This window comes from Allobosea sp. (genome assembly GCF_036675845.1).
Lineage (GTDB): Bacteria > Pseudomonadota > Alphaproteobacteria > Rhizobiales > Beijerinckiaceae > Allobosea.
This window is the reverse complement of sequence record NZ_JAKFED010000020.1, coordinates 14,405-27,539: the sequence shown is the minus strand read 5'-3', so window position 1 is coordinate 27,539 and position 13,135 is coordinate 14,405. Positions and strand designations below refer to the sequence as shown.

The 13,135-nt window shown below is 69.5% G+C and carries 17 protein-coding genes; 11 read left to right on the top strand and 6 right to left on the bottom strand.

Annotated features, from left to right (window positions below):
• The 11 genes from V6M56_RS01245 to V6M56_RS01195 form a co-directional block, all read left to right on the top strand.
• Positions 1 to 1,399 (top strand): nitric oxide reductase activation protein NorD (locus V6M56_RS01245; RefSeq protein WP_332680752.1); only part of this gene is annotated, 1,399 nt, incomplete at its 5' end.
• An 11-nt stretch (positions 1,400 to 1,410) separates the two neighbouring features.
• Positions 1,411 to 1,566 (top strand): hypothetical protein, encoded by a 156-nt coding sequence (locus tag V6M56_RS01240; protein WP_332680751.1) that lies wholly within the window; start codon positions 1,411 to 1,413, stop codon positions 1,564 to 1,566.
• Positions 1,567 to 1,675: 109 nt separating this feature from the next.
• Positions 1,676 to 1,966: a DUF2249 domain-containing protein gene (locus V6M56_RS01235; RefSeq protein ID WP_332680750.1), complete on the top strand. Its 291-nt coding sequence runs from the start codon at positions 1,676 to 1,678 to the stop codon at positions 1,964 to 1,966.
• Positions 1,967 to 1,998: 32 nt separating this feature from the next.
• Positions 1,999 to 3,396 (top strand): hypothetical protein, encoded by a 1,398-nt coding sequence (locus V6M56_RS01230; RefSeq protein WP_332680749.1) that lies wholly within the window; start codon positions 1,999 to 2,001, stop codon positions 3,394 to 3,396.
• Positions 3,359 to 3,901 carry a DUF2249 domain-containing protein gene (locus tag V6M56_RS01225; protein ID WP_332680748.1) on the top strand — a complete coding sequence of 181 codons (543 nt, stop codon included), beginning with the start codon at positions 3,359 to 3,361 and terminating at the stop codon, positions 3,899 to 3,901. The genes V6M56_RS01230 and V6M56_RS01225 overlap by 38 nt, the downstream gene beginning before the upstream one ends.
• Complete coding sequence (locus V6M56_RS01220) at positions 3,898 to 4,182, top strand: metal-sulfur cluster assembly factor (protein WP_332680747.1); 285 nt, start codon at positions 3,898 to 3,900, stop codon at positions 4,180 to 4,182. Before V6M56_RS01225 ends, V6M56_RS01220 begins: the two co-directional genes overlap by 4 nt.
• A gap of 127 nt (positions 4,183 to 4,309) precedes the next feature.
• Entirely contained in the window at positions 4,310 to 5,440 is a 1,131-nt protein-coding gene (gene nirK / locus V6M56_RS01215; RefSeq protein ID WP_332680746.1) for a copper-containing nitrite reductase, read from the top strand.
• A gap of 61 nt (positions 5,441 to 5,501) precedes the next feature.
• Positions 5,502 to 6,389, top strand: a complete 888-nt coding sequence (locus V6M56_RS01210; RefSeq protein ID WP_332680745.1) for an SUMF1/EgtB/PvdO family nonheme iron enzyme — start codon at positions 5,502 to 5,504, stop codon at positions 6,387 to 6,389.
• Between the two features lie 56 nt (positions 6,390 to 6,445).
• Positions 6,446 to 6,937: a cytochrome c oxidase subunit 3 family protein gene (locus V6M56_RS01205; protein ID WP_442881050.1), complete on the top strand. Its 492-nt coding sequence runs from the start codon at positions 6,446 to 6,448 to the stop codon at positions 6,935 to 6,937.
• A 1-nt stretch (position 6,938) separates the two neighbouring features.
• The gene (locus tag V6M56_RS01200; protein WP_332680743.1) at positions 6,939 to 7,202 is read left to right on the top strand and encodes a hypothetical protein; all 264 of its coding nucleotides are present in this window, start codon (positions 6,939 to 6,941) and stop codon (positions 7,200 to 7,202) included.
• A gap of 111 nt (positions 7,203 to 7,313) precedes the next feature.
• Positions 7,314 to 8,006 carry a Crp/Fnr family transcriptional regulator gene (locus V6M56_RS01195; protein WP_332680742.1) on the top strand — a complete coding sequence of 231 codons (693 nt, stop codon included), beginning with the start codon at positions 7,314 to 7,316 and terminating at the stop codon, positions 8,004 to 8,006.
• Between the two features lie 199 nt (positions 8,007 to 8,205).
• On the opposite strand, the gene V6M56_RS01190 is transcribed toward V6M56_RS01195, so the two are convergent.
• The 6 genes from V6M56_RS01190 to ubiT form a co-directional block, all read right to left on the bottom strand.
• On the bottom strand, positions 8,206 to 9,411 hold the full coding sequence (locus tag V6M56_RS01190; RefSeq protein WP_332680741.1) for an NnrS family protein: 1,206 nt from the start codon (positions 9,409 to 9,411) through the stop codon (positions 8,206 to 8,208).
• Positions 9,412 to 9,518: 107 nt separating this feature from the next.
• Complete coding sequence (locus V6M56_RS01185; RefSeq protein ID WP_332680740.1) at positions 9,519 to 9,947, bottom strand: pseudoazurin; 429 nt, start codon at positions 9,945 to 9,947, stop codon at positions 9,519 to 9,521.
• Between the two features lie 206 nt (positions 9,948 to 10,153).
• The gene (locus tag V6M56_RS01180; protein WP_332680739.1) at positions 10,154 to 10,525 is read right to left on the bottom strand and encodes a hypothetical protein; all 372 of its coding nucleotides are present in this window, start codon (positions 10,523 to 10,525) and stop codon (positions 10,154 to 10,156) included.
• Positions 10,526 to 10,557: 32 nt separating this feature from the next.
• Positions 10,558 to 11,454: a ubiquinone anaerobic biosynthesis protein UbiV gene (ubiV, locus tag V6M56_RS01175; RefSeq protein ID WP_332680738.1), complete on the bottom strand. Its 897-nt coding sequence runs from the start codon at positions 11,452 to 11,454 to the stop codon at positions 10,558 to 10,560.
• Positions 11,455 to 11,546: 92 nt separating this feature from the next.
• Positions 11,547 to 12,524: a ubiquinone anaerobic biosynthesis protein UbiU gene (gene ubiU / locus V6M56_RS01170; RefSeq protein ID WP_332680737.1), complete on the bottom strand. Its 978-nt coding sequence runs from the start codon at positions 12,522 to 12,524 to the stop codon at positions 11,547 to 11,549.
• Complete coding sequence (ubiT, locus tag V6M56_RS01165; protein WP_332680736.1) at positions 12,515 to 13,069, bottom strand: ubiquinone anaerobic biosynthesis accessory factor UbiT; 555 nt, start codon at positions 13,067 to 13,069, stop codon at positions 12,515 to 12,517. Before ubiT ends, ubiU begins: the two co-directional genes overlap by 10 nt.
• Positions 13,070 to 13,135: the final 66 nt, after the last annotated feature.

Genomic DNA, 13,135 nt, shown 5'->3' with positions numbered 1-13,135 from the left:
AGCGACGCTGGCGGCGCGCCAGCGCGCCGCTCTGCCGGCGACGGAGGCCCGGGTCGAGGCGCTGATCGGCGCATTGCTGCGCGGCGAAGACATCGCGATTGCGGCCGAGGACTGGCCTGCCAGGACACCGCCCGGCTATCTGCCGGCGCTCGACGTGCCGCTCTGGCCGCTGGCAAGCGGCGCCCAGCTCGCCCGGACGCGCCGCCGGGACGAGGACCAGCCGCCACCGGCCACCTCGCGCGCCGAGGAACAAGCCAAGGCCTACGCCGCCAGCCGCGACGAGACCGCCGAGGCCTGGAGCGAGCGCAGCCCGTTCATCCTGAACCGCTTCGAGAAGATTCTCGCGATGTCTGAGATGGTCGCGGTCGACCGCCCCTCCGACGACAGCGAGGAGCATGATCCGGAGGCGGCCGACGAGCTCGACGAGATGGTGCTGAGCGAGCGCAAGGGCCGCCCGGCCTCGCGCTTCCGCTTCGATCTCGACCTGCCGCCGGAAGCGATGGACGAGGCGGCGCTCACCGGCACGCTGACCTATCCGGAGTGGGATTTCCGCAGCGCCTGCTATCGCGAGGATTATTGCCGGGTGCTGGCCGCCGCGGCCGGGCAGGAACGCGAGCCGCCGGCGCAGGACGCGGCGACACGCGCGCTGGTGCGCCAGGTCCGCCGCCAGTTCGAGGCGCTGCGCCCCTTGCGCGAGCCGCAGCGCGGCCAGATCGACGGCTCCGACCTCGATCTCGACGCGGTGGTGCGGCGCCAGGCCGATCTGGCAGCCGGAGGCCCAGGCAGCGAGCGCATCCACCGGGCCAGCCGGCCGCAGGCGCACGACCTTGCGGTGACGACGCTGATGGACGTCTCGCTCTCGACCGATTCCTGGTTCGACGAGCTGCGGGTGCTGGATGTCGAGAAGCAGGCGCTCACCGTCTTCGCGCATGGGCTGGCCGCCTGCGGCGACCGCCATGAGATCCTGACCTTCACCTCGCGCCGGCGCGACTGGGTACGGATCGAGACGGTGAAGCGCTTCGACGAGCCGATGGGGCCGGCGGTCGAGGCGCGCATCGCCGGGCTGAAGCCCGGCTGGTACACCCGCATCGGCACGGCGATCCGCCATGCCGCCGCCGGGCTCAAGACCCGGCCCGACCGCAGGAAGCTCCTGCTCGTGCTGACGGACGGCAAGCCCAACGACATCGACCATTACGAAGGCCGCTTCGCCATGGAGGACACGCGCATGGCGGTGATCGAGGCGCGGCGCGCCGGCATCTGCGTCTTCGCCGTGACGGTCGACCGCGAGTCGCGCGCCTATATCCCGCACCTTTTCGGCCGCAACGGCCATGCCGTGGTCTCGAAGCTCGAGCGCCTGCCGCAAGCACTGCCGGCGATCTACCGCGCGCTCGCCGCCTGAGGGAAATCGCCATGACCGACGCCCAGATGGGACTCGCCGTCGCCACGCCCGCCATCATCGTGATGGCCGTGATGCTCTTTCGCATGGGCGTGCTGCAGAAGGGCGGCGTCGCCGCGGCGGTGCTAATGTCGCTCGCCATCGCCGCCATCCTGTTCCTCGAACAGTGAAGCCTCCGGCAGGCGCGTTGTTTGAGATTCGACAAATTGCCGCAGGCTGGAGCCCGCTAGGCTCCCGGGCGGCCCGCATCTGGAAGGGCCGCAACCGGAGCCGGATGACATGACCGCCTTGCCTCTCGAACCCCTGGACGTCCGCGCGATCCCGCCGGTCGTCCGCCATGCGACGATCTTCGGCATCCTCGAACGCCTGGCGCCCGGCGAGGCCTTCAGCATCGTCAACGATCACGACCCCGCACCGCTGCGGCGCCAGATCGAGGTGCGCTATCCCGGCGCCTATTCCTGGACCTACATCGTGCAGGGACCGGAGATCTGGCAGGTCGAGATCGGCCGCGGCGACGGCGCCGATTGCGGCGGACATGACGAGGGCGCTGCCTGTACCTGCGGCCACTGAGGTCGCCGTCCGCTCGGGGAGACCTTGCGACCATGCCGATGGCGTCGCTTTCGCGCTGGACGATGAGCTACTTCGCGGCAGCGCTCGCCAGCCTGCTCGCGGCCGAGCTCCTCATGCTCGCCGGCATCGGCTATCCGGGCGCCGGGCTCGCCGAGCCCGCGACGCTGATCGTCGTCCACGTCACGGCGATCGGCTGGCTCAGCCTCGCCATGGCGGGGGCGCTCCTGCAGTTCGTGCCCGTCCTCGTCTCGCGCCCCCTCGCCTTGCCGCAGCTCGCCCTGCCGGCGCTGCTGACGATCATCGCCGGGCTCGCCCTGCTCTGCGCCGGCTTCGCTGCCCTGGCCGGCTGGACCGACTGGCCGTTCGCGCTGATGCCGCTGGCGGGGCTCGGCCTCCTCTTTGGCTTCCTCCTGCTCGGCTTCATGCTCGTCGCGACGCTGCTGAGCGCCCGGCCGGTGACGCTGTTTGCGGGCTTCGTCCTCACCGGCCTCGCCTGCCTCGCCGTGACGGCGCTGAGCGGCGCGGCATTCGCCAGCATCCTCTCCGGGCACGGCGAGTGGCTGGGCTCGGTCGCGCTCCTGCCGGACGGACTGCCCTTCCATGCCTTGCTGGGCTTCGGCGGCTGGCTCGGCCTGATCGCCTTCGGCGTCAGCTACCGGCTGCTGGTGATGTTCATGATGGCGCCGGAGCTGCCGGCCGGGCGGGTCCGCCTGGTACTGGTCTTCGGCGGTCTTGGGCTGGGCCTTGCGGTCGCCGGCCTCCTCGCCCCGGCCGCCGGCATCGGGATCGGCACCGGCTTCACCATTCTGCCCCTCGGCGCTCTTGCTGCCGCGAGCGCCTTCTACGGCCGGGACATCCTCACCCTCTATCGCTCGCGCCGGCGCAAGGCGCTCGAAATCAACATGCTGGCCAGCATTCCGGCCTTTGCCGCGCTCGGCATCGGGCTGCCACTGCTGCCGATCGTCGTCGCGGCCGGAGCCTGGGATAGCGGAATCGCGGCCCTGACCTTCCTGCTCGCCTTCGGCTGGCTCGGCGGCCTGACGCTGGCGCAGCTCGTCAAGATCGTCTCCTTCATGACCTGGCTCGAAACCTATGCGTCGCGGCTCGGGCGCGGGCCGGCGCCGCGGGTCGGCGACCTCGTCGCCATGCCCCGCACCGGCTGGTGGTTCGCGCTCTATTACGCCGGCGTCGCGATCGGCGCCGCCGCGCTGACCGCCGGCCTGGCCGACGGCTTCAGATTGGCCATGCTGCCCTGCCTGATCGGCACCGCCGGGATCGCCTGCGAGCTCGCCCGCGTGCGCCACTTGTCCGAAATCAAGGCCGAGCATCGGCCGCCGGTGCATGAGCGCCCGCGGCTGCTTCTCGCGCGTGCCGACGAAAGGAGAATGCCCCATGCCGACAACCGAACCGCTGCAACCCCGGGAGCTTGACGTCAGGCCGGCGCTGAAGGCCGGCGAGGAGCCGTTCCAGGCAATCATGGACGCCGTCAGCGCACTGGCGCCCGGCCAGTCGCTGCGCCTGATCGCGCCGTTCAGGCCGGTGCCGCTGTTTTCCGTCATGGCCAATCGCGGCTTCGCGGCAAGCGACCGCGCAGTCGGCAACGGCGACTGGGAAGTTACCTTCTCGCCGGTCGCCGTGACCGACGACGCCGAAGGGCTCGCCCTCGGCAGCAGCCCGTCGGCCGTGTTCTGGGGGCCCCCGGTGCAGGAGCTCGATCTCTGCGACCTCGAGCCGCCGGAGCCGATGGTGCGCATCCTGGAGGCGCTGGAAGCCTTGCAGCCGGGCGACGTGCTGTTCGCATTGCTGGCGCGCGAGCCGATCTTCCTGTTCCCGGAGTTGGCGAAGCGCGAGCATGAATGGGCGGGCAATTTCGACGAGTCGGGCGCGACCTATCGCCTGCTGGTCCGCCATGGCGGCGGGAGGGCGCACGGATGAGCGCCGCGCTGGAGCGGCTGGTCGAGATCGCCCTGCGCGACGTGCTCGACCCGGAGATGGGCAAAAGCGTCGTCGATCTCGGCCTGATCTATGCCATCGCGGCGACGCCCGAGGGCGCGGTCGCGGTCACCATGACGACGACCACGCGCGGCTGCCCGCTGGCCGGTTTCCTGAAGGAAGCCGTCGCGGCGGCGGCGGGCTCGGTCAACGGAGTCACGGCCGTGACGGTGACGCTCAGCTACGAGCCGGCCTGGGAGCCGGCGATGATCGCCGCAGAGTAAGCCCGGTCATCATCATGTCACGCGGCAAGATCGCTGGAAATGTTGTGCTGCAACAAAGATCGAATTCGCCCTTGCCCTAAAGTCTTCCTGACCGGTCGATCTCCGGTCGCTGGCAAGGAGACAAGCCATGGGCGAAGAGCTCAAACTGACCCGCCGCAGCATTCTGGCGGGAGCAGCGGCCACCGGGGCAATCGTCCAGGCCGCGACCTCTGCGCCGGCGCAGGCGCAGGGCGTGATGACCAAGGCTACCGCCGCCGACGTCTCGAAGCTGCCGCGCGTCAAGCCGAAGCTGGTCGATCCGCCGTTCGTCCACGCTCACGAGCAGATCGCCACCAGCGGTCCGAGACTCGTCGAGTTCGAGATGACGATCCGCGAGAAGAAGATCGTCATCGACGACGCCGGCACCGAGACCTTCGCCTTCACCTTCAACGGCACGGTGCCCGGCCCTCTGATGGTCGTGCACGAGGGCGACTATGTCGAGTTGACCCTGATCAACGCCGATACCAACGAGTTGATGCACAACATCGACTTCCATTCGGCGACGGGGGCGCTCGGCGGCGGAGCGCTGACCGAGGTCGGCCCGGGCGAGAAGGTCGTGCTGCGCTGGAAGGCGACGCGGCCGGGCGTCTTCGTCTACCACTGCGCCCCCGAGGGCATGGTGCCCTGGCACGTCACCGCCGGCATGAACGGCGCCATCATGGTGCTGCCGCGCGACGGGCTGAAGGACCATCAGGGCAAGGCGCTGAAATACGACAAGGTCTACTATGTCGGCGAGCAGGACTTCTATATCCCGCGCGACGAGAACGGCAACTTCAAGCGCTATGCCAGTGCCGGCGAGGCGCATGAGGACGTCGTCAAGGCGATGCGGACCCTGACCCCGACCCATGTCGTCTTCAACGGCAGGGTCGGCGGGCTCACCGGCAAGAACGCCATGACCTCGAAGGTCGGCGAGACGGTCCTGATCGTCCATTCGCAGGCCAATCGCGACACCCGCCCGCATCTGATCGGCGGCCATGGCGACTATGTCTGGGCCACGGGCAAGTTCCGCAATCCGCCCGAGCGCGACCTCGAAACCTGGTTCATCCCCGGAGGCTGCGCCGGCGCTGCGCTCTACACCTTCCTGCAGCCGGGCATCTACGCCTACGTCAACCACAACCTGATCGAGGCCTTCGAGCTCGGCGCCGCCGGACATTTCAAGGTCGAAGGCGAGTGGAACAACGACCTGATGAAGCAGATCTACGCTCCAGCCGGCATCTGACCGGCGCCGCCTCCCCGCGCCCCCGCGCGGGGAGGCCCTTTTCCGACAACAGGAGGCCACGATGGGCACGACCCTGCGCATGGCGCTGCCCGCCCTCACGACCTCGGCCGGACTGATGCTGATGGCCGGCGCCGCGGCGCTGCTGCTCGCTGCCCAGCCCCGGCCCGTCGCGCCCCATCTGCCGCTGCCGCAGACGGCGACCGTCGCGCCCACGACGCTGAAGCACCGGCTCGACGGCGAATACAACCGCGCCGGCCGGCCAGTGGACGCTCCGCTCGTCTCGGTCCGCATCGGCAAGCCGCTCGTCATCATGCGCTATCAGGTCACCGTCGCCGATTATGCCCTCTGCGTCGCGGCCGGCGCCTGCAAGCGCCTCGACAGCCGCGCGGCGCGCGGCGACCTGCCGGCGACCGGCGTCAGCCATGGCGACGCCACCGACTATGCGGCCTGGCTCTCGCGGCAGACCGGCATGAGCTGGCGCCTGCCCACCGACCGGGAATGGGCGCATGCGGCCGGCTCGCGCTTCATCGACGATGCCAAGGGTCACGATCCCGATGAAGCCAATCCGGCCCGGCGCTGGCTCGCCAACTATGAGCGCGAAGCCGCCCGCAAATCGGCGAGCAGCCCGGCTCCGCGCCCGGTCGGCAGCTTCGGCGCCAATGAGCACGGCATTCACGACATGGCCGGCAATGTCTGGGAGTGGACGCAGAGCTGCCTGCGCCGCGTCACGCTCGACGCCGCGGGCGATACAGTCAGCACGACCACGAACTGCGGCATCTATGTCGTTGAAGGCCAGCATCGCGCGATGATGACCTCCTTCATCCGCAACCCGAAGAGCGGCGGCTGCTCGGCCGGCACTCCGCCCGACAATCTCGGCTTCCGCCTGGTGAAGGAGCAAGGCTGGCAGACGCGGTTGCTGGCGGGCCTGCGCCGGCTGCTGCCGGCATGAACGCACCGACGCCGACCGCCAGCCTCGCTGCAAGCCGGCCAGTGGCCGAAGGCGGCATGGAGCTCCTGCTCTGGATCCTGGTCTGGAGTGAGCTTGTCGTCTTCGGCGCCCTGCTCGGCGCCTTCATGATCCTCGGCCTGCTCGACCCGCCCGCGTTGGCGCGGCTGCACGCACAGCTCGATCTGCCGCTCGCCGGCGTCGCCACCGCGACGCTGCTCGGCAGCGGCTTCTTCGCCGCGCGCGCCGCATTCGGGCGGCAGCCACGCTGGAATCTCGCCGCCGCCGGATCTGGCGGCCTTGCCTTCGTCGCCCTGAAGCTCGTCGCCTACAGCCACGAGATCCCGACCCTGGCGGCGATGGAGAGCCGCCTGGTCGAGCTCTATTTCCTGATCACCGGCTTCCATCTCGCGCATGTGCTCTTCGTCGCCGCGATCCTCCTCGCCGTCGCCTGGCGGCCGACGGCGCTCCGGGTCGCAACGGTCGCCACGATCTGGCACGCGGTCGACCTGGTCTGGCTCCTGATCCTGCCGGTCATCTATCTGGGTTGAGATGCACTCATCCCGCGACATCCCGCTGCCGCTCGTCCTCGGCGCGCTGCTCCTGGCAACCGGGCTCGGGCTCCTGGCCAGCACGCTGCTTTCGCCGCTGCCACGCGGCTTCGCCATCGCCGCATTGAGCGGGATCAAGGCGGCGCTCCTCGTAATCGGCTTCATGCGTCTGCAGCGGGAGAGCACCATGCTCGCCGGCGCGCTCGTTACCTACGCCGTTCTGCTGTCTGCCCTGGCTGGATTGCGGATCGCTCTCGCCGGGTAACGCGCGGGCTTGAATGCTGCCGACGGCTGCGCTCATATCCGGCGCCACCGCCGGGTCTGGACGTTTCCTCGCGGGCGGCGCATCCGGCCCGCCAAAAGGAAAGACGATAACGTGGGAATGGACCGCAGCGTGCTGCGCAGCATCCCGCTGTTCGCGGCGATGAGCGACGAGCAGCTCGACCGCATGACGGCGCAGGCAAGTGCGCGCCGGATTCCCCAGGGCGAAGCGGTGTTCGAGCAGGGCGACCCGGCGAAAGCCTTCTATCTACTGCTGCACGGCCGGCTGAAGGTGACGCAGGTGACCCGCGACGGCCAGCAGATCATCGTGCGCGTCGTCCACCCCGGCGACCTGTTCGGCTTCACGCGCGCGCTCGGCCGCAGCGACTATCCCGGCACGGCGACCGCGGCGGTCGACAGCCTCGTCGCGAGCTGGCCGACCGAATCCTGGGACGGCTTTGTCGAGAACAACCCGCAACTGGCGATGAGCGCGATCCGCACCATCGGCCAGCGCCTGGACGAGGCCCACACCCGGATCCGCGAGATGTCGACCGAGGAGGTCGAGCGGCGTGTCGCCCATGCGGTGCTGCGGCTGGTCGAGCAGGCCGGCAAGCGCGTCGAAGCCGGCATGCGCGTCGACTTCCCGATCTCGCGCCGCGACATCGCCGAGATGACCGGGACGACGCTGCACACGGTCTCGCGCATTCTCAGCGCCTGGGAGACACGGGGGCTGGTCGAGGGCGGGCGCCAGAAACTGGTGGTGTGCGATGCGGCGGCCCTGAGCCGGCTGGCCGAGAACGCCGAGTAGGAGCCCCGAGGGGGCTTAGAGACCGTTTGAGATTTCACACAGCCCTCATCCTGAGGAGCCATTCCGGCAGGAATGGCGTCTCGAAGGATGTTTCAGGAGGCTCCGGAGATCACTGGAGCATCCTTCGAGACGCTGCTGCGCAGCTCCTCAGGATGAGGAATTCCATTCTCAAACGGTCTCTTACAGCTCGCGGCCGGGATCAGGCCTGCAGCGCGACGGAGGCCGCTTTCGGGCCGAGGCGGGCGCCGGTCAGCACCCGCCAATAGGCCAGCGCGAAGACCAGGAAGGCCAGCGACCAGCTCAAGGCCGCAATATGGAGCAGCGCGGCCGGGCCATGGCCGAGCGCCGAACAGATCCGCGCGATCGTGCCGATGACGACCAGCACATAGCAGGCCTGGGTCGCAGCCGTCGCGACGAGCGGGCGGCCGGTATGGCCGAGACTGGCGCGGGACATCACCGCGAGCGTCATGGTGCCGAAGGCGCCCGCCGTCCAGGCGTGAAGCCCGGCGCCGGGCCCGACGAGGCCGAAGCTCGCCGCAGCCGTCAGCGCGAAACCGAGCGGCACGAAGACGTAACCGACATGCAGGACGATCAGCAGGGGATTGCGCCAGCACCGGTCGCCGGCCCAGCGCGCCAGCCTCACGAGATTGAGCAGGGCTGCGAGCCCGAGCGCGATACCGCTCGCAGGGCCGTCCGGCAGCGCGACCCAGAGGGCCAGGGCAGCCGCGCTCGCCGCCAGGACGAGCTTGTCATGGAAGCCGAAGGGGACGGGCATGCGGCCCTCGCCGCGCGGCGCCAGCCAGTTGCGCGTGAAGCTCGGCACGATGCGCCCGGCGATCAGCATGACCAGCATGAGCACGACGGCGATGGCGAGGCGGCGCGCGATATCGGCGCTGCCCGTCAACCCGGCCTCGAGATGGAAGGCGAGATTGGCGGCGAGCAGCAGGCAGACCAGGACCACGACCTTGAGATTGCGCCAGTTGCGGCCGACCATGATCTCGCGCGCGGCGGCGGCGGCGAGCAGGAGCAGGAAGAGCGCGTCGACGGCCATGGCGAGGCGCCAGCCGATCCAGGCCGAGGCTGAAACCGCGACCCGCCCTGCGAGCCAGGAGAGCACGAGAACGAGCAGCGGCGTTCCCTGGACCGGCAGCCGGCCCGTCCAGTTCGGGATCGCGGTGAGCAGGAAGCCGCCGATCGCCGCGGCCTGATAGCCGAAGAGCATCTCGTGGATATGCCAGTCGACCGGAGCGAACGCCGTCGGAACGGTGAGATGGCCGGTGACGAAAGGCAGCCAGACCAGGATCGTCAGCCCGGCCTGCAGGGCCGCGAGCAGGAAGAACGGCCGGAAACCGTAGGAAAGCAGAGCCGGCCCTTCATAGGACCGCAGCCGCGGGATGGGGGCCATGCTGGTTCTCCTGACGGGATCGGGCGCGGTCCGGCGGCCGCGCCCTTGCTTCGTGGCATAGTGCCGGAAAGAATGCCTTGGCCCCGAAAAGCCTTGGCGCTGCCGGATCACTTCGCCTTGGCGACCAGGTCGGCGAAGACCTGCTTGGCCTTGCCCGGGTGCTTGGCGGTTGCTGCGGCATCGAGATTGGCCGGCTCGCCGACGACGACGAGGGCCACCATGCCCATGCCGTAATGCGGCTTGCATTTGATCCCGTAGACGCCCGGCTCCTTGAAGGCGATTTCGACCTGCTCGTTCATCTTGCCGATGAAGGGCGCGGCGCCGGCCGGCATCATCTCGGGGACGCTTTCGGCATTGTGGCTCTTGTCGGTCGGGATGAACTTCACCGTGTCGCCGGCCGCGATCTTCACCAGCGCCGGCTCGAACACCATAGCCCCGGCGGCGCCCTTGTTGAGCATCTTGACTTCGACCTCCGCCGCATTCGCGCCGGCAGCGGCCAGGGTCATCAGTGCACCGGCCAGAATCATCTTGAACATCTGTTTTCTCCTTCAGCGCAGCGGGCACGTCAGTCCCTCGCTGCACCGCAACATTAACCGCGGCAGCGCACGCGACTTTGCGAAAGCGCAAAGAGGCGGCGGAATGGGCCGGGTCTGCGCCAAGCGGGGAGCCGGCCGCCGGTATCGCGCGTGAAAGCGAAATTCGTCGTGCGTCGAACTGCTCGGGCGGGAGCATCAAGCGCGGTCTAAAGCTCGCGCAGCGCTGCTGCTCCCGCCTGCGCACTGCGCCCGATCTCCGCGAAGAGCAGCGCCATCTCCTCGAAGACGCTGCGGTCGCTTTCAACCTCGGTCAGCGAGTCGAGATCGGAGAGAAAGCCGAGGAGGGCCGCGACCCGCTCCTTATGGTCGCGCGCCGTGGCGAGCTGCCGGCGCGCCTCGCGCCGGCGTTCGAGCTGGTCGAACCGGTCGAGCGCGCCGTCGAGCGTCTCGCGGCAGGCGCAGTCGAGTTCCTCCGGCCGCAGCACCCGGCGCAGGCGGTCGATCAACTCGCTCGTCGGCGTGGCCCGGCTGCTCGGCTCGAAGCCAAGGCGCGATGCCCCGCCCTGCTCGTTGCTCATGCCCGCCTCCTTTTTCCGCCCGCAATGGCGGCTCAGACGCCCGCTCCGACATGAAGGTGCCCCGGGACGGCGTGCAGGAAGCCGTTGGCCAGCGGCACATCGGGATAGAGTTCGCCCAGCCGCCGCTCGCCCTCCTCCGGGCCGAGCAGGCCATCGGCGACAGCGCGGAACAGCCGCGCGACCGCGACCATGTCGCAAGCCTGCGGCGAGAACCGCAGCGAAGCGACGCCTGCCTCGCGCAGGGCGGGAATGTCGCGCAGCAGGCTGGCGCAGCCATGCGAGAGCGTCTGCACCCCGTTCACCGAGAGAAAGTTAGCACCGTCGAGCGTCTTCACCGGCATGCCGTCGGGATCCAGCTCGCAGACGAAGCGGCAATTATCCTTGGTCAGCTTGTGGGCGCGCGCGTGATAGCAGCGCGCCGAGATCGCCAGCGGCACCTTGCCGAAGGCGAAGACCTCGATCGCGACGGCCGGCAGCGCGCCGGCGATCGTCGCGACGGCCGGCAATGGCAGCTCCGGCGGCAGGCAGATGCGGCTCGCCCCGCGCGCGGCCAGGAAGGCGGCGGCGGCCTCGTTGTAGACATTGACGAAGGGACCGACGGCGAAGGGCCTCCCCGCCAGCGAGGCCAGGCAGGTCAGGTCATTGACCTCGACCGTCATCTCCTCGGCCTGCATCAGCTCGCGGCTCTGGCGGCGCTCGCGCGGCAGCGAGACCAGGATCAGCGAGGCCGGCAGGACCCGCTTGCCCGCCGCCTCCAGCCGTTCGATCACGCCCGGCAGATGGTCCTGCTTGAACGGCGACCGCTTGGAGCAGACGACCTCGCCGACAACCACAGTCTCGACCGGCGCCTCGTCGGCGATGCGATAATAGAAATCGCGCCAGCGCTCCGCAGACCAATGATAGAGCACGGGACCGAGAGTGAGTTGCATCGACAGTTTCCTTGATCCGCGGAGGGCGGCTCTATCCATAGTTCAGAGCCGGATTCACCGATCAGGTTGATCCAACCTGATCGGATCCGGCTCTAGCGCCAGCCCTTGCGATAGGCGCCGACCGTGTTGGCCTGGCCTTCCGACATGGCGGCGAGCCCTGTCATCGGTGCGCTGTGGCCCGCATCGAGCGCGCCGAGAATGTCGCGGAAGGAGCGCACCACCCCGGCGATATAGGCGCGGCCGCGCTGGCGTCCCTCGATCTTGAGCGCCGTCACGCCGGCATCGCGCAGGGCCGGCAGCAGGATGCCGGCATCGAGGCTGACCGGCTCCTCGAAGATGTAGCCAGTGCTCTTCGGCGTGGCGAAACGGCCCTTGCACAGGGTCGGGTAGCCGGCAGGCTCGTCCTTCCCGAAGCTGTTGATGGTGAAGCCGCCCAGCGTCGAGACGATGCGGCCATCCCGTTCCGCATAGGCGACGTCGCCCGCCGGCGAGCAGACGCCGTGCATGTTCGGCGACTTCCCGGTGGCATAGGAGGAGAGCGAGCAGCGCCCCTCCTCCATCACGCACAGGCCGCCGAAGACGAAGACCTCCGTCTCGCAGGAGGTCTCCTTGACGATCGAGGCGATCTCCATCACCCCGAGCACACGCGGCAGCACGACGCGCCGCGCCCCAAAGCTCTCGGCATAGAAGCGGATCGCATCGGGGTTGGCAGCCCCCGCCTGTACCGAGACATGCAGGCGCTGGCCGGGATGGCGGCGCGCGGCATAGGCGAGCGTGGCGAGATCGGCCAGGATCAGCGCATCGGCCCCGGCGGCGACGGCATCGTCGATCGCCGCCTGCCAGAGCGAAAAGGCGCCGGCCCGGGCGAAGGTGTTGATCGCCACCAGCACCTTGACGCCATGGCGGTGCGCGAAGGCGATGCCGCGGCGCAACTCGTCGCGCGAGAAGTTCAGGCCGGGGAAATTGCGGGCATTGGTCTCGTCGCGGAAGCCGCAATAGACTGCGTCCGCTCCCGCCTCGACGGCGGCCTCGAGGCTCGCCGGCGTCCCGGCAGGGCAGATCAGTTCCAAGGCGTGCCTCCGGTTGCAGCGGGCGCGGGCCGTGACCGCTGGCGCAGGAGCTCGGCGGCCCGCGTGCCGAGCGGACCGAGGCAGCCGAGCAGGATGGCGCCGAAATCGATGCGCGCATCGTCGAGGGCGTTGCGCAGCGCCAGCGTCGCCTCGATGTCGCCCTCGACCGAAAGCGCCCGCGAGAAGAACAGCGCGTCGCCATCGAGCGTCCCTTCCGCCATGCCGATCAAGCCGGAAAGCGGGCCGCGGATGCAGGCGTCGAGTCCGGCCGGAAGTTGCCGGACGGCACGGGCCTGCGGCCGCAGCGGCCTCGGCTCCAGCACGAAAGCGAAGGGCAGATCGGTCGGGTCGATGCCGAAGCGCTTGTCGGCGTGCTCGCCCAGGCGGCCATGGAGATCGGGATGGAGGCCGCCGATACGCGCGAGCGTCAGGGCCAGCAGCGGCTGCAGCGGCGCAAGCGGCAGCGGCGCCATGGCGCGCGTCAGCCATGGTGGCAATGGCTGCGGTCCAGACCTTGCGGCGTTCGGCGTCGCGGTGTTCGGCATCGATCTCCCCCGAACCGCCAGACTAGGCGGCAGGCCCGCCCGCTCGTTGCGCCCGCGCAAAGACGG